The 15,795-nt window shown below is 72.0% G+C and carries 13 protein-coding genes; 6 read left to right on the top strand and 7 right to left on the bottom strand.

Translation table 11 applies throughout. From position 1 onward, the window contains the following. Positions 1–95 precede the first annotated feature (95 nt). A complete protein-coding gene (locus RM704_RS34545; protein ID WP_033527256.1) occupies positions 96–833 on the top strand; it encodes an SCO2400 family protein in 738 nt (245 codons plus the stop codon). Positions 834–926: 93 nt separating this feature from the next. Here the strand turns inward: RM704_RS34545 and RM704_RS34540 are convergent, their stop codons facing one another. The 4 genes from RM704_RS34540 to RM704_RS34525 form a co-directional block, all read right to left on the bottom strand. Next, a complete protein-coding gene (locus tag RM704_RS34540) occupies positions 927–3,305 on the bottom strand; it encodes a zinc metalloprotease (protein ID WP_052146015.1) in 2,379 nt (792 codons plus the stop codon). Between the two features lie 335 nt (positions 3,306–3,640). Beyond that, positions 3,641–3,949 (bottom strand): hypothetical protein, encoded by a 309-nt coding sequence (locus RM704_RS34535; RefSeq protein WP_033527257.1) that lies wholly within the window; start codon positions 3,947–3,949, stop codon positions 3,641–3,643. Next, the gene (locus tag RM704_RS34530) at positions 3,942–5,180 is read right to left on the bottom strand and encodes a hypothetical protein (RefSeq protein ID WP_311591921.1); all 1,239 of its coding nucleotides are present in this window, start codon (positions 5,178–5,180) and stop codon (positions 3,942–3,944) included. The genes RM704_RS34535 and RM704_RS34530 overlap by 8 nt, the downstream gene beginning before the upstream one ends. 107 nt (positions 5,181–5,287) lie before the next feature. Then, a complete protein-coding gene (locus RM704_RS34525) occupies positions 5,288–5,731 on the bottom strand; it encodes a MarR family winged helix-turn-helix transcriptional regulator (RefSeq protein ID WP_033527258.1) in 444 nt (147 codons plus the stop codon). A 127-nt stretch (positions 5,732–5,858) separates the two neighbouring features. Between RM704_RS34525 and RM704_RS34520 the strand changes: the two genes are divergently transcribed. After that, complete coding sequence (locus tag RM704_RS34520) at positions 5,859–6,881, top strand: NADP-dependent oxidoreductase (protein ID WP_033527259.1); 1,023 nt, start codon at positions 5,859–5,861, stop codon at positions 6,879–6,881. A 93-nt stretch (positions 6,882–6,974) separates the two neighbouring features. Here RM704_RS34520 and RM704_RS34515 read toward each other — a convergent pair whose 3' ends face one another. Continuing rightward, entirely contained in the window at positions 6,975–8,159 is a 1,185-nt protein-coding gene (locus RM704_RS34515) for an EstA family serine hydrolase (protein ID WP_033527260.1), read from the bottom strand. Positions 8,160–8,187: 28 nt separating this feature from the next. Then, complete coding sequence (locus tag RM704_RS34510) at positions 8,188–10,740, bottom strand: M14 family zinc carboxypeptidase (protein ID WP_078937108.1); 2,553 nt, start codon at positions 10,738–10,740, stop codon at positions 8,188–8,190. Between the two features lie 205 nt (positions 10,741–10,945). Between RM704_RS34510 and RM704_RS34505 the strand changes: the two genes are divergently transcribed. The 4 genes from RM704_RS34505 (at position 10,946) to RM704_RS34490 (ending at position 14,321) form a co-directional block, all read left to right on the top strand. Then, positions 10,946–11,524, top strand: a complete 579-nt coding sequence (locus RM704_RS34505) for a TetR/AcrR family transcriptional regulator (protein ID WP_033527261.1) — start codon at positions 10,946–10,948, stop codon at positions 11,522–11,524. Positions 11,525–11,589: 65 nt separating this feature from the next. Beyond that, positions 11,590–12,759: a GDSL-type esterase/lipase family protein gene (locus tag RM704_RS34500; RefSeq protein ID WP_033527262.1), complete on the top strand. Its 1,170-nt coding sequence runs from the start codon at positions 11,590–11,592 to the stop codon at positions 12,757–12,759. Between the two features lie 117 nt (positions 12,760–12,876). Next, positions 12,877–13,707 carry an EI24 domain-containing protein gene (locus RM704_RS34495; RefSeq protein ID WP_033527263.1) on the top strand — a complete coding sequence of 277 codons (831 nt, stop codon included), beginning with the start codon at positions 12,877–12,879 and terminating at the stop codon, positions 13,705–13,707. Beyond that, positions 13,704–14,321 (top strand): LysE family transporter, encoded by a 618-nt coding sequence (locus RM704_RS34490; RefSeq protein ID WP_033527264.1) that lies wholly within the window; start codon positions 13,704–13,706, stop codon positions 14,319–14,321. The genes RM704_RS34495 and RM704_RS34490 overlap by 4 nt, the downstream gene beginning before the upstream one ends. Here RM704_RS34490 and RM704_RS34485 read toward each other — a convergent pair. Next, positions 14,293–15,627 (bottom strand): pyroglutamyl-peptidase I, encoded by a 1,335-nt coding sequence (locus RM704_RS34485; protein ID WP_033527486.1) that lies wholly within the window; start codon positions 15,625–15,627, stop codon positions 14,293–14,295. The genes RM704_RS34490 and RM704_RS34485 overlap by 29 nt on opposite strands. Positions 15,628–15,795: the final 168 nt, after the last annotated feature.

Below are 15,795 nucleotides of genomic sequence, written 5' to 3'. Positions count from 1 at the left end.
CCTCAACCGGGCAAACCGGAAAGCCCAGTTCCGCACACAACCTTCACAGGAGCCTCTAGGAACGCTCCCTGTGCGGAATCTAGTCTTCCCGCGTCATGGACTACTGCCACCCGTGCCGACGGCACCTCAACGGCGCCCTCGCCTGCCCGGGCTGCGGCACCCCCGTCGAAGAGCTACGCGCGCACGCGGACGACGCCGACGCGCACCCCGAGGAAGCGGAGCAGACCTCCTCGGTGCCCGAGGACGAGCCCGGCCCCCGCGCCTCGCGCCGCCGGGCCGGCCGGGAGCGAGCGGCGGGGACCCGCTCCAACCGCCGCGACCGCAAGGCGGCCGCCCACCGGCGGCGACGCAAGCGCGTCCTGCTGATCGGCTCCGGACTGCTGCTGGCCGTCGGCGCGCTGAGCCTGACGGAGCTGGGCATGGAGTCCCCCGGCTCGGGTCCGGCCACCAACGCGGCCGACGACGAGCCCGCGGGGGGTGCCTCGGCCTCCCCCGATGGGGGTTCGGTCGAGCGGGAGGACACGGGTGAGGGCTCCGGCGAGGACACCTCCCCGTCCGCCTCGCCCTCCAAGTCGGCCTCGCCGTCCGCCTCCGAATCGGAGAAGGACGACAAGGACGAGGACGAGGACGCGGCCGAGGCCGAGCAGGAGAAGGAGCGCGACGACCAGTCCGCGACCGGCGGCTCCCGCCCCGGTGCGTCCCCCTCCGGCCCGGCCGCCACGTCCGGCCCCGACCCGACGCAGGAGCCCACCGCCGACCCGACCCCCGACGACCCGGACCCCGAGCCGTCGCCCTCGGAGACGTGCGAGAGGTTCCTGTGGTGGTGCGCCTGAGGGCGGGCACGCCCGCGCACCCGGAGAAGGACGGCTGACGGGCGACGGTCCCTGACGCATCGTCAGGGACCGTCGGTGGAAGGGGATCCGGAGTCACCGGTCGGCGTGGCCCTCCGCGATCTGCTGCCTCTCCCACTGCACCTTCCGCACCACCTCGGGCTTCACCTGACGTTCCTCCAGGGTGTGGACGAGTCCGTCCAACAGGTGGGTCGCCGAGTCGCGTCGGCCCAGTTCGTCCATGCCGACCGCGCAACGGGTCACGTCGTTCGTCAGACGGATGTGCCCGAAGGTGTTCGCCGCGGCCCCGAGGTCGCCGTAGGCCTGTTCGGCGAGTTGCCCGCCCGCCTCGGCGTCGGTTCCGGCGGCCTCGACGCTCACCGCGCCGTCCTTGGTCGCGAGGACCTTGCCGGGGACGGAGGCCGCGGTGGCCAGACACGCGGCCGAGTGCCTGGCGACGGCCGTGTCGGGGATCCGCTCGGTCACCTCGCGCAGCACGTCGTTGGCGTCGTCCATGACCCGGCTGCCGCCCAGCGCGAGGACGCGTCCCACGGTGTCGGTGAACACGTCGTCCGCGAGGCGCTCCTGATCCCGGCTGGCGGGGCGTTCCACCCGGACGGTGATCGGGTCCGCCAGGATCTGACCGCCGGAGGGGTCGGTGGCGGCCGAGGCCCCGTCGCGGGCGGACCGCAGCGCCGCGTACACCCGGTAGGCACCCGGCTCGGAGATCTGCCAGCCGCCGAGGCCCGAGGAGAGTACGACCTGCTCGTACAGGGATTCGCCCGGTTGCAGCAGGACGGGTTCCGGGCGCAGGCAGTAGCGCAGGTACGGCTGCACCATCCGCGCCTCGGTCGTGCCCTCCCGCTGGACGAGGATGCTGAGTTCGTCGCTGCGTAGCGTCGCGCGGTTCACCATGGTGGGGACGCTGGAGGTGTTGGTGAGCTTCAGCTCCCCGAACACCGGCTCCAGCATGGCGAAGCGGTAGGCCTGCTGCCGGTCGGTGTCGCGGTTGAAGCGCAGGGTGAGCTGCAAGGGCCCCGTGCCGGCGGTGCGTCGGGCCTGCTCGAAGCCGTGGTGGTCGAACCAGGGGATGTTGCCCTGCTGCACGAACCGCTCCGGAGCGTGCCGCAGGAAGCGGAGCTCCTCCTCGGAGAAGAAGTACCGGAAGCCGGCGAAGAACGCCTGCTCGCCACCGTCGAAGCGGTGCGGGTAGTTCATGTAACTGAAGGCGCGGGGCTCGTCCGGCAGCGGAATCCAGGGAGTGCCCTGCGACTTCCGCCACGAGTGCGCGAGGTTGAAGCAGTGACCGATCTCGTGGACCGCCGTCCAGAAGCGCATCCGGCGCACGAACGCCTCGGGGTCGGGGTCGTTCGGCGGCCGTTCGGAGATGAACGACTTCGAGAACACCGCGCAGCCCTGCCGCTGGGCGGAGCCGAGATAGTCGAACATGATGCCGCCCAGACCGGGCCCCTCGTCGTGCTGACCGGCGAACAGCGTCCACACCTGCCACTGGGCGAGGCCCTGTCCCGAGGGTCCGGGCTTCCAGGCGGACCAGTGCTGCTGCATGGCGTCGTGCATCTCGATGTCGGACCACCTGCCGTTCACCGAGGCGGAGAGTGGGATCACGTTGCTGCCCCGGGTACGGGTGACATGGATGCCCTGCCGGCTGAATGCCTCCTCCACGGTGAGGGTGGTGTTCGGGAGGTCGGGCGGCCGCAGGGGATGGTCGTGCAACGCGTACTCGACGGTCTGTTCGGCGTCGGAGACCCGGTCGTACTCGATCTCCACCTCGCGGAAGTGCGGCGTGACCTGCGCGTAGCGCACCACCTCGTCCGGGGCGTCCGGCCGTACGAAGGTGACGAGCGCGCCCATGGGTTGCAGGGGCGGAGTGCCGGTGAGCTGGACGCGGATCGCCGTGCCGGGCCGCAGGGCCGTGTTGCCGTCGCGGTACTTGATCGGCCCGGCGTAGGTGCCGTTCGGTTCCTTGCGGACCTTGGCGAGCCAGGTGAGCCGGCCGCTGGTGAGCCGCCAGACCGTGCCGGAGACCGTCATGGTGGGAGCCGGGCCGTCCACGTCCACACGCAGTTCCTCGAACGACACGACGGCGCTCTCGGGTGCCGAGACCTCGGCGGCCTGGGCCGGGGTCTGACCGGACACCATCTGCTGCAGGGTGGCCGGTTCGCCGTTGCCCGACGACGCGCCGGACGTCCAAGGGAAGCCGACCGCCGCCGTCGCGACCGGCCCCGCGTCGGCGGCGGGAGGGGCCTCGGCGGCCCCCGCGACGCCGCCGGGCGGCACGGGGAGATCGAGGCGCAGGTACACGCCGCTGCGCCCGGTCGGCGCGATGGCCTCGCCCTCCGCGGCCGCCTCGGGCCCCGTCTGCCTCTCGCCGCCCAGACGGCGGGTGATCGTGCCCATCACCGCGCTGACGAGCTGGTCGAACTCACTGCGCTGGCTGGATTCCTGAGTGGTCATGCTGCCTCCCGCTTCCGCCCGTGCCGAGCACGCGCGGATGAAGGTGAACGGTGAACGGTGAACGGCCGGGAGCCCGGACCGTTCTGGACCGGAGAGACGTGAGCCCGGGCGACGTCGGCCTGTGAGCCGCGGCCGTCGGAGGCGGCCGCGGGGGCGTCGTTCGGGAACGCGACGTCGGACGGCGCACGAAAGGGGAGTTATTCACCCGACAGGCGGGTTTGTTCCCACTGGCCAGTCAAAGCCCGGCGGGGGAGAGCCGCAACCGGACCCGGCCTTCACGGACCTTCACGGGCCTTCACGGGCCTTCACCGGTCTCTTCCGGCCCTCACCGGACTTCACGCGTAGCCGCGTAGCCCGCTGCCGGTCACGACGTCGAGGCTGCCGTCGGCGTCGCGGCTGATCCCGGCCCACCGGACGGCACCCGAGTCGACCCGGATGTTCAGCCGCTCGACGCCGTCGACCAGCACGCCGATCGCGTGCTCCCCCTCCGGCAGCCGGACGGGGACGGAGCGGGCGAGGCCGATCTGCCGCCGTGTGCGGACCTCGGGATCGTCCAGGACGACGTCCCCGTCCACCACGACCACGACGTGCTGGCCCTCGAAGCCCTCCTCCAGCGCGATCGTCAGCTCAACCGGCTCAGCCAAGGCTCTGCCCTCCGTCGGCGGCGCGTCGTTCGGGCGGATCGGTCGGCGGCCTTCCCACGTCCGACAGCGTCTCGCGCGCTCGCGCGTCGACGAAGCGGGTCACGAGATGCTGTGCGGCGCCGAAGATGACGGCCCAGGCCACGATCTGCGGACTGGAGTCCAGGTAGCTCAGACCGGGGATGAACGCCCCCCGGATGAGCAGCACTCCGACGAACGCGGTCAGGGCCCCCGTGGGGAACTTCAACAGGGCCGCCGCGAGGGGCAGCATGTACGGCGAACTCGTCCCCTGGATGCGGCGCAGCGAGGCGATGACCGTGAGCGCCGCGCCGGCGAGCCCCGCGGCCTCCACGACGAGGACGTCGACCCGCTGGGCGTAGTCGCTGGGCGCCAGTTCCGCGTCGTTACGTTCGATCTCCCCCGACGGGCAGGCGGCGTACTCGCTCTTCTCGGGCAGGAAGCACATGTTCAGGGAGTCGGGGCATGCCCATCCCCAGACCGCGAGCCCGCCCGCGCCGAGCAGAACGAAGAAGGTCGCGATCCGCAGGATGATGCTGAGGCTGCGCACCCTGCTGAATTCGCCGTCCAGTGCCTCGTAGGAGGCGCTCAGGCCGGAGACGAGCAGTTCACGGTCGCCCGGCAGCCGCTCCGCCGCCTCCACGCGTCCCGCGGCCGCGGCCACCTTCACCCGCAGCGTGTCGTTCGGGCGGAGATGCTGCTCGACGTGGCTCAGCACGTCGGCGCTGCGGCCGACCAGGTCCTGATCCGAACACAACGCGAGCAGCATCACGTCGGCCGCGCGCACATTGGCCCAGGTTCTCTCCAGGGCGGCGGCTCCCGTGAAGAGACGGCGCCGAGCGGAGACCGCGTGGCGCGCCTCCTCCAGGTGCCGCGCGATGCCTGCCAGGGTCTCTTCCCGCTGACACCGCTCGGCCGGGTCCTCGACCGCTCGACATCTCTCACAGGCCGCCTGCTGTTCCAGGAAGAGGATGCGGGCGACGGCCCGCTCACGCCAGGCTGTTCTGTGCCCCCTGAACATCTCCTCGGGAGGGCGGGGAAGTTGGGCCGCGTGCCCCTGACGGGCCGGCCCGTCGGCGGGAGAAGGCGTCTCCGGGGCGGGCGTCGGGGCGCGCCTGCGCAGGTGTGAGGCGATCCACAGGAGAACGACGGCGACGACGCCGCCTCGGGGCCGTTTCGTGCCGTCCGCGCCGTCTAAGGCTTCCCCGTTGGTCATGCTGACCTCCAGCAAGGACTCCCCTGTTCAGCGTAGGACGGACGGTCGGCAGGTGCACCTACGCCCGCGCGCCGCGCCCGCTCCGGGCCCGCGCACCTCGCCCGCGCCTACGCCTGCGCCCCCAGCATCCGCCGCAACAGATCCCGCAGGGACTCCCGCTCGGTGGTGCTCAGGCCCGCCAGCGGCTCGCGGGCGAAATCCAGGGAGTTCCGGAGGCTGCCGGCCACCCGGCGGCCCTCGGCGGTGGCGGCCGCCAGTTTCACGCGGCGGTCGTTCGGGTCGGGGCGGCGCTCCACCAGGCCCCGTGCCTCCAGGCGGTCCACGATGCCGGTCACGTTCGACGGCTCGCAGCGGAGTTTCTGGGCGAGGCGACGCATGGGGAGCGGCTCCAGGGAAAGGAGGCCGAGGAGGCGGGCCTGGGCGCCCGTGAGGCTGTGTTCGGCGGCGGCGTCCTCGTACTCCTCGTGGTAGCGGGCCACCACCGTGCCGATGAGTTCGACGACCTCCATGGTCAGCGGGTCGATGCGGGGGGTCGTCTTCTGCGTGGGCATGGCTTCGAGAATACCCCTTTACTTGACAACCTGAAATATTCAAGAGCATGGTTGTTTCAGGCACTGAATTAACCGCATGGTATGTACGCACCACCACATGCCCCGCACCCCGCAGAAAGGCCCCCCGATGTCCGACACCCCCGCCCTCCCCGCCACCAGCCGCGAATGGCACCTGCTGAGCCGTCCCGTCGGCTGGCCCAAGGACGAGGACTTCGCCCTGGTCGAGGCGGAGATCCGGCAGCCCGGCGCGGGTGAGGTCCTCGTACGGAACGCGTACCTCTCCGTGGATCCGTACATGCGTGGCCGCATGAGCGACGCGAAGTCCTACGTCGCCCCCTACGAGCTGGGCAAGGTCATGCAGGGCGGTGCCGTCGGCGAGGTCGTCGCCTCGGCGGCCGAGGGCATCGCCGTCGGCGACCACGTGCTGCACTTCGGCGGCTGGCGCGAGTACGCCACCATCGACGCCAAGCAGGCCGTGAAGGTCGACCCGGACGCCGCGCCGCTCTCCACCTACCTCGGCGTCCTCGGGATGACCGGCCTCACCGCCTACGCGGGCCTGCTGCGGGTCGGCGCCTTCAAGGAGGGCGACGCCGTGTTCGTCTCCGGCGCCGCCGGTGCCGTCGGCAGCCAGGTCGGCCAGATCGCCAAGCTCAAGGGCGCCTCGCGCGTCATCGGTTCGGCCGGCTCCGACGACAAGGTCAAGCTGCTCGTCGAGGAGTACGGCTTCGACGCCGCCTTCAACTACAAGAACGGCCCCGTGTGGGAGCAGCTCAAGGAGGCCGCCCCCGACGGCATCGACGTCTACTTCGACAACGTCGGCGGTGAGCACCTGGAGGCCGCGATCGGCGCGCTCAACCTACGGGGACGGGCCGTCATCTGCGGCATGATCTCCCAGTACAACGCGACGGAGCCGACCCCCGGCCCGCGCAACATGGTCAAGGTCCTGCAGAACCGCCTGCGCGTCGAGGGCGTCCTCGTCGGCGACCACTACGACCTCCAGCCGCAGTTCGTCCAGGAGGTCGGCCCCTGGGTCGCCTCGGGCGAACTCAAGTACCGCGAGACCGTCGTGGAGGGCATCGAGAACAACCTGGAGGCCTTCCTCGGCGTCCTGCGCGGCGACAACACGGGCAAGATGATCGTCAAGCTCTGAGCCACACCCCGTGACGGTCGACCGCTCACGTTCGTTGCACAGCGCGGAGTCCGCACCCCTGGACGTGGGGTGCGGACTCCGTCGTGTGCGACCTCAGCGTGCCGACGCCAGCGCCGCCGTGTGCACCGCCCGTACCAACCCGGCGTTCTCCGGGGCCGCCCCGCCCGGGAAGGCCGCGCGGCGGCGGGTGTAGCCGTAGGCGAGGCCGCTGCGCGGGTCGGCGAAGGCCTGGGAGCCTGCCGCGCCGCTGTGGCCGAAGGTGCCGACACCGAGGAAGGGGTGGACGAGCTCGGCGGTGGCCTGGAAGCCGAGGCCGAACGCCTTCGGGGTGCGCGAGACGAGGTCGTGGCCGAGGGAGTGCACCTGGCCGATCTCGGCGACGGTGTCGGGCTTCAGCAGCGGCGGCCGGCCGTCCACCGTGCTGATGGCCGCCGCGTACATCCCGGCCAGTCCCCGCGCCGAGCCGACACCGCCCGCCGACGACTGCCCGCTCGCGCGCACGATCCGCGCGTTGGGGAAGTCCGTCAGCTCGCCCGGCTCCGGCACCTGGTTGTTGAACGCGATCGACGCCAACGTGTGCGGGCCGCTCGGCACGGCGTCCAGCTCGGCCTGCTGCGCGGGCGTCGGCGTCATGGGCAGGACGGTCCGGAAGCGGGGCTCGTGCTCGGCCGGCAGCCCCAGGAAGAAATCGAGCCCGTACGGGGCGCGGACCCGCTCCTCGTACACCTCCTGGAGCGTGCGCCCCGTCGCCCGCCGTACGACTTCGCCGGTGAGCGCCCCGATGACCAGCGCGTGGTAGCCGAAGGCGGCGCCGGGACGCCAGTACGGGCGCTGCACGGCGAGGCGTTCGGCGATGACACGGTCGTCCGCCAGTTCCTCCAGGGTGAACCCGGCATCGGTGCCGACGAGCCCCGCCCGGTGCGAGATCAGCTCCCGCAGGGTCACCGCCCCCTTGCTCTCGGCCGCGAACTCCGGCCAGTAGTGGGCCACTTCACGGTCCAGCTCCAGAACACCGTCCTGGACGAGGAGCGCGACGACGAGATGGGCCGCGCCCTTGGTGGACGAGAACACGCCGTGCAGGGTGTCGCCGCCCGTCGCCGCCTCCTCCTCGGGGCCCGCCCACAGGTCGACGACCCGTCGCCCGTGCACATACGCGGTAAACTGCCCCTCGTAGTCCGCCCGTTCACCGTCCACGAACGCGGCGAACGCCTCGCGCACCGCCTCGAAGCCGTCGGCGACCGTGCCATGGACGCCGGCCGTCCGGGTCCCCTGGGTCATGCGCGCTCCTCCTCCTCCTCGGTCCCAGCTATTGCAACACGGTCAGCAAAGCCCGCCCCACCTGAGGGAATTGCCCCTTCGGATGGTCCCGGAAGAGGGGCTCGGTGCCGAAGAGGACCGCGTTCGGGCCGCTGACCACGGACGGCCGGCCCGCCGCTTCCGCCGGCCCGCCGGAGCCGTCCTCCGACGGCCGCCAGTGCCCGGAGACCAGCGGGTTGCCGATGCCGTACGACTGCTCGACGGTCACGCCGTCGCCCAGCTCGGTGAACCATACGGGCGCGTAGACGAAGCTGTGACCCGGCGCGCCGCCGGTCACCGCGCCACCTGAACTCACCACGCGCACCACGCCGTTGGCGTCCCCGTTGCCCTGGACCGCCGTGGCCTTCAGCCGCCCGGTGGCCGAGGCGAGCGCCGCGCCGGCCGTGCCCCGGCCGACGAGTCCGTGCCCGGAGAGGAACCCGGCGAGAGCCGTACGGGCGGACGGGTTCAGAGCGCCGTACGACAGCCCGGACGACACGAACAGCACATCGGCCCGCGACCAGTCGAAGCCCGCGTTGAGCGCCGCCGTCGACACCGGCACCACGTCGAAGTTCATCTCGCGCAGCGCGAACAACTCACCCGCCGTGACGGCCGCGGCGACGCGCACCGGGCGCAGGGGTGTGCCCTTCAGGCCCTTGGCCGCCTCGAAGACCACGTCGTAGGAGCGGGCGAGCACCTCGGCCTTCCGCCGCGCCGAGGACGGGACGAGCGCGCTGCCGTCAGCCGCCTGGCGAACCGCGACCCCGTCCTTCAGGAGGGAGTTGAGGGTGGCGACCTCCTGCGGGGAGTCGAGCCGCAGCCGCAGGTCGCCGCGCGGGGCGACGTGTCCGACGCGGGCGGCGGACGTCACCGGCCGGGCGGGCACGGCGGACGGACGACCGCTGTCCGCCCGAACGACGGTCGCGCCCCACAGCCGCCCCAGGCTCCAGCCGGAGATGTCGTACATCGCCGACACCTTGTCACTGATGTCCCGCCCGTCGGCGAGCAGCACATTGGCCATGCCGCGCTTGGGCTGACGCAGGTCGACGAGGTACGACCCCTTCGCGTACGGCCGGCCGTCGAGCCGGAAGGCACGGGTCGCGCGCGTCACGCGTACGTCGTTGGCGAGCAGGTGGTCGACGAGCCGCGCGGCGGCCGTGGCGGAGCGCTGCCCGCCGCCCGCCGGGATGACGTAGGCGCGCGGGATGTCGGTCGTGTAGACGTCCTCGGGGCCGATACCGGGCACACCGGGGACGGTCGCCTCGGAGACCGGGACCTGGGCGGCGCCCGCGGCCCCGCGCCGGAAGACCTCGATCTGGTCGGCGATCAGCGAGGTCCGCTTCTCCCGTACGAAGTCGAGGGTCGCGCGCAGGGCCGCGCCCGCCACGTCGACGTTGATCGCGGACCGGCGGCGCAGTTCCTCGACCGGCAGTGACTCGTACGCCGCGTTGTTCACCTGCAGCGGGATCTCCACGGTGTGCGCGGCGACCGTGCCGTGGAAGGCCGCGTACTGCGGGGTGAAGATCGGCGGCCAGTCGTCCCATCCCTCCTCCGAGTCGCGGAACGGGATCTGGGCCGGGTCGACACCGTCCTTCCCGGGCGTGTAGCCGAGGCCGTTGACGGCGGACTCCATGCGGAGCGCGTTCGCGTAGGTGTTCTTCAGGAAGAGGTCGTACTCGTAGTTCTCGCCGTGCGGGGGAGTGGTCGGCTCGATGAGGGTGCCGTTGACGTACCCGTGCAGGTCGAGCATGACGACGGGCTGCTTGTCGATCCCGATCCGCCGCATCGTCCGCACCTCGGGCTGGGAGGCGGTGACGAAGTCCCGGTTCATGTCGAACCCGGCCGCGTTGGCGCGGGTGCCCGCGATCCGGCCGTCCGGGTTGGCGGTGATGTTGAAGTACAGCCGGGAGCGGGAGAGGAGGTCCTTCGTCCCGGCGTCGGTCGCCGTCGCCAGCCGCTCGATGAGTTCGAGGGACGCGTCGGTGCCCTCCCACTCGTTGCCGTGGATGTTGTTGTTGAAGAAGACGGGCGCCTTGTACGACTTCCGGATCTCCGGGCTCCTGGCGGCCGACCGGGGCGCGGACTCGATGAGTTCACGCATCCGCGCCTGCTCGCGGGCCTGTCGTGCGGTCTCCGGGGCGGTCACGGTGACGAGGTAGAGCCGGTGGCCGCCGGCCGACCGGCCGGCGATCTCCACACTCACCCGGTCACCGAGCCGCTGAAGGGCGTTCAGCTTCGGGGCGATGGCGTGGTACGGGGTGAGGCCCAGCTTGAGGGACTTGTCGGCGGGGTTCTCCGGGTCGGCGGAGAGGACCTGCTCGCGGGGGTAACCGCGGCTGGAACCGGCCGTGTCGGCGAGGTTTGCGACCGATGCGGTCAGGGCTCGACGGGTGACGCTCGCCGGGGCCTGGGCGGCGCCCGGCGACAGGGCCGAGCCCTCGCGGACCGGCGGCTTGGGGTCGGCGCCCGCGGGGTGCGGGGCGATCAGCAACGACCCTGCGGTGACGGTGACGGCGGCGACGCTGAACAGTGCGGATCTCGGGCCGGGTCTCGGCGGACGCACGCTACCTCCTGGAGTGGGGGTCCTTCTGGAGCGGTTCCTACGACGTGCCGGTGCGGGTGACCACAGGTGGTCTACATGTTCGACTCCCGGGCAACAAGAGGGCACAGGCGACACGCGTACCTAGGTGCCACCGCCACTTGCCTAAACCTTTTAGGAAACTGCATAATCATCACCGTCGTACGGGACGGAAGGGCGGTGTCAGGGCATGGCGCGTGCGGGGCTCAGCCCGGAACGACTCACCCTCGCGGGCGCCGCGTTGGCCGACGAGATCGGCTTCGACGCCGTGACCGTCTCGGAGTTGGCCCGCCGCTTCGACGTGAAGGTCGCGAGCCTGTACTCGCACGTACGCAACTCCCAGGACCTCAGGACCCGGATCGCCCTCCTCGCCCTGGAGGAGATGGCCGACCGGGGCGCCGCCGCGCTCGCCGGCCGGGCCGGCAAGGACGCGCTGGCGGCCCTCGGTGACGTGTACCGCGACTACGCCCGCGCGCACCCCGGCCGGTACGCGGCGGCCCAGTTGAGGCTGGACCCCGAGGCCGCCGCGGCGAGCGCGGGCGGCCGGCACGCGCAGATGACCAGGGCGATCCTGCGCGGCTACGACCTCACCGAGCCGGACCAGACGCACGCCGTCCGGCTCCTCGGCAGCGTCTTCCACGGCTACGTCAGCCTGGAGGCGGCCGGCGGCTTCAGCCACAGCGCCCCCGACTCGCAGGAGAGCTGGGAACGCGTCCTCGACGCCCTCGACGCCCTGCTGCGCAACTGGCCGTCCCCACCACCCCGTTGACCCCCGGGCGCCCCGCCGCCGACCACCACCGATCCGTCCATCCCCCACGATCGTCAGGTTGAGCCATGACCTCCCCCTGGATCACCACCCCCATCACCGCCGACCTCCTGCGCGGTGCCCTGGAGCTGGAGCGCACCGAACACGGCGTCCTGCCGCACCGGTTGCCCGCCCGGGCCCGCGCCCAGTGCACCGACCCACAGCTGGCCATGGTCGAGTCCCAGCCCTCCGGCGTACGCCTGGTCTTCCGCACCCGCGCCACCGCCGTCGCACTCGACGCCCTGCGCACCAAGCGGACCTACGTGGGCGCCCCGCCCCGCCCGGACGGCCTGTACGACCTCGTCGTCGACGGCCGCCCGACCGCACGGGGGAGCGTGCCGGACGGCAACACCGTGACCGTCGACATGACCACCGGTACGGCGGAGCACCGGCCGGGACCGCCCGGCACGGTGACCTTCACGGACCTCCCCGAGGGCCTCAAGACGATCGAGATCTGGCTCCCGCACAACGAGACCACCGAACTCGTCGCCCTGCGCACCGACGCCCCCGTCGAGCCCGCCCCCGACCCGGGCCGCCGGGTCTGGCTGCACCACGGCAGCTCGATCAGCCACGGCTCCGACGCCGCGAGCCCCACCGGCATCTGGCCCGCCCACGCCGCCTCCCTGGCGGGAGTCGAACTCATCAACCTGGGCTTCGGCGGCAGCGCCCTCCTCGACCCCTTCGTCGCCCGAGCCATCCGGGACACCCCCGCCGACCTGATCAGCCTCAAGATCGGCATCAACCTCGTCAACCACGACGTGATGCGGCTGCGCGCGTTCACCCCGGCCGTCCACGGCTTCCTCGACACGATCCGCGACGGCCACCCCACCGTCCCGCTCCTCGTCGTCTCGCCGATCCTGTGCCCCATCCACGAGGACACCCCCGGCCCCAGCGCCCCCGACCTCACCGGCCTCGCCGAGGGCCGCCTCCGCTTCCGCCCCATGGGCGACCCGGAGGACCTCACCCCCGGCAGGCTCACCCTCCGCGTCATCCGCGACGAACTCGCGGCGATCGTCGCCCAGCGCGCTCCGGAGGACCCCAGCCTCCATTACCTCGACGGCCTCACCCTCTACGGCGAGCGGGACGCCACCACCCTGCCCCTCCCGGACGACCTGCACCCGGACGCGGAGACCCACCGCCTCATGGGAGAACGCTTCGCGAACCGGGTTTTCACAGCAGAGGGTGCGTTCGCCCCGTAAGGGGCGCGGGACGGTATCGATATGCGGCTCCGCCGCGTGGGCGCGACCAGCCACGCACAACCCGCACGTACGCTCCCAGGGAAGACCCCCTTCACCCCTCCTGGGTAAAGTGCGCCCATGCGCGATCTAGGGGTGGGTTTCCAGTACCTCGTCCAAGGCCAACGCTGGGTGGCCAGGCACGGGAAGCAGTACGGCTTCGGCCTGATCCCGGGCCTCATCACCCTGGTCCTCTACATAGCCGCCCTGGTGGGCCTCGCCGTCTGGGGCCCGGACTTCGTCACCTGGGCCACGCCCTTCGCGGACGACTGGTCCAGCCCTTGGCCGGGCCTGTTCCGCGGCCTCCTCACGGCCGTCCTGTTCGGCCTGGCCCTGGCCCTGGCGGTCATCACCTTCACCGCCGTGACGCTCCTCATCGGCCAGCCCTTCTACGAGAACCTCTCGGAGAAGGTCGACCGGGACGTCTCACCGGACGGCACCGCCCCGGAGTCCGACCTGCCGCTGTGGCAGGAGCTGTGGATCTCGGCCCGGGACAGCCTCCGGGTCCTCGCGCGGGCGCTCGTCTGGGCCGTCCTGCTCTTCGCCCTCGGCTTCGTCCCGTTCATCGGCCAGACCGTGGTCCCGGTGGTCGGCTTCTTCGTGACCGGCTTCTTCCTCACCGAGGAACTGACCTCCGTCGCCCTCCAGCGCCGCCGCGTCCAACTCCGTGACCGCCTCGCCCTCCTGCGCTCCCGCAAGACACTGATCTGGGGCTTCGGCACCCCCCTGGGCCTGGCCTTCCTGGTGCCCTTCGTCGCCGTCTTCCTGATGCCGGGCGCGGTCGCCGGTGCCACCCTCATGGCCCGTGACCTGCTGGGCGAGGAGACGACCGGCGAGGACGAGCGCAACCGCGTCCCCGGCGACGGCCACCCGGCCCCGCCCATGTTCCGCAAGCCCGAGTTCGGCGCGTGAACGAGCTCCTCGCCGTCGCGGTCATCACGGTCCTCGCGGTCATCGCCCCCGGCGCGGACTTCGCCATGGTCATCCGCAACAGCTACCTCCACGGCCGGACGACGGGCCTGCTCTCGGCGACGGGCGTCGCCGCCGGCGTCCTCGTGCACGTCACGTACACGATGCTCGGCGTGGGCCTGCTGATCGCCTCCTCCACCTTCCTGTTCACGGTGATCAAGCTGGTCGGCGCGGCCTACCTCGTCCACATCGGCGTACGCACCTTCCGCACCCGCGACGAGATCGAGGTGGACCTCGCGGAGCCGGCGGCGACCGTGACCCCGCTCGCCGCGCTGCGCTCCGGGTTCCTGACCAACGTGCTCAACCCCAAGACGACCCTCTTCGTCGTCTCGACCTTCGCCCAGGTCGTCGGCCCCGGCACCCCGGTCGTGCAGCAGGCGGGCTACGGCCTGTTCATGGCCCTCGCCCACCTGCTGTGGTTCGGCGTCGTCGCCGTCTTCTTCTCGCACGACCGGATGCGTGCCGTGATGCTGCGCGGCCAGAAGGTCCTCAACAGGGCGATCGGCTCCGTCCTGGCCGGCCTGGGCATCAGCCTCGCGTTCGCCCCGTCCCACTAGCGGCGCCGGAGTCCGCCGCCGTGGAGGTGTCGGGGTCCGCGGCGTCCACGGCGACCGTCACGATCGTCCGCACCTGCGCGATGATGTCCAACCGGTTGCGCACGAACTCGGGATCGGTCACCGTCCCGGTCGCCGGGTCGGTGTTGCCGGCCCCGAACTGCAGGACGGGCGTGTGCACATGCCCGCCCGGCAGCGAGGAGCCCAGTCCCAGCCGGTCGCGCAGGAGCGTCGCCCGGTAGGCGATCTCGTTGGAGAGGTAGTCACCGCCGCCCCCGGCCCGCGCGGTCGACCCCGGCGTCGGCCCGTCCGGGCGGACCACCGCCGCCGTGCCGCCCGCCGGTATCTCGGTCACGCTCGTGTTGTCGTAGACCGGGAAGCGGCCGGTCTCCGCGGCCACGATGTCCGCGTACGGCAGGGTCGTGGTCGTCCACTGGGGCTGGGTGGCCGGGTCGGTCACCGGGATGGTCCCGGTGCGGCCGACGGTGTCGTTGTCGGCGAAGCCGCCGCGCCAGGCCCCGTTGGTCCGCTCGATGTCGAAACGGCCCACGCGGCCCTGGCTGACGGTCGCGAAGAGATCCACGCGGGGCAACTGCTTGCGGAGCGTCCGCTCGACCGTGCCTTCGGCGAAGTCCTGCCAGCGGACGGGGAAGACGGCGGTCTCGACGCGGGCGAGCCCCTCGGCGGTCCTGATCACCGTCCCGTCGAGAGCCAGCGCCGTCGCCCCGGACGGGTTGGAGATCCGTACGTCCCGGTCCAGGGTGAAGGGATCGAAACCGGTGACCAGGATCCGCTTCACCCCCTTGTCGCGCTGCGGGAAGCGCAGCGAGTCCTGACCGCGCGAAGCCCTCTCCAACTCGCCCAGCAGTTGGGTTCTCTGACTGGCACTCAGCTCGAACCGCGGCTCCCAGCCGCGTACTTCCCGCGTCATCCCCAACCGCGCCCAGTACAGCGGCCGGTCGTCGTCCCGGCTGAGATCACCGCCCGCCGGACCCCGCCCCTGCGCCCGGTCCACGGCCCGCGTCCACAGCCGCCCACCCTGCCGTACGGCGATCCGCTCGGCCTGCGCGTACGACCGCGCCCCGTCCAGCGCCCGCGCGAACTCCGGTGCGACGGTGTCGAATCCGGACCGCCGAAGGATCTCCTGAGGCACGGCCCGGTCGAGGCGCTGCTCCTCGACGGTGGGGGCCGCCGCCGAAGAGGACGAGGCCGATGCCGCGGGCGTGGCGGAGGCGGAGGTGGGGGCGCAGAGACCGGCGAGCAGGGCCGCCAGTCCTGTCACCGCTGTGCGTGCCCGTCGGTGAGTCAGTGGGGAGATCAAGGCAGTTCGGGCCCTTCCGTCGCTGGTTCGTGCCGTGGGGGTGACGCTCCGGACGGCGGCAGTATCGCGTGACACAAGGGGCTCGCGCCATGCCCGGCGCCGCAGGGGACGCACGTCGCGCCCGGTGACGACGGGGTGTTCGTCGCGCCGCACACC

This window comes from Streptomyces gottesmaniae, assembly GCF_031845845.1.
Taxonomy (GTDB): domain Bacteria; phylum Actinomycetota; class Actinomycetes; order Streptomycetales; family Streptomycetaceae; genus Streptomyces; species Streptomyces akebiae.
The sequence above is the reverse complement of the archived record's forward strand: the minus strand, read 5'-3'. Positions and strand labels throughout refer to the sequence as shown.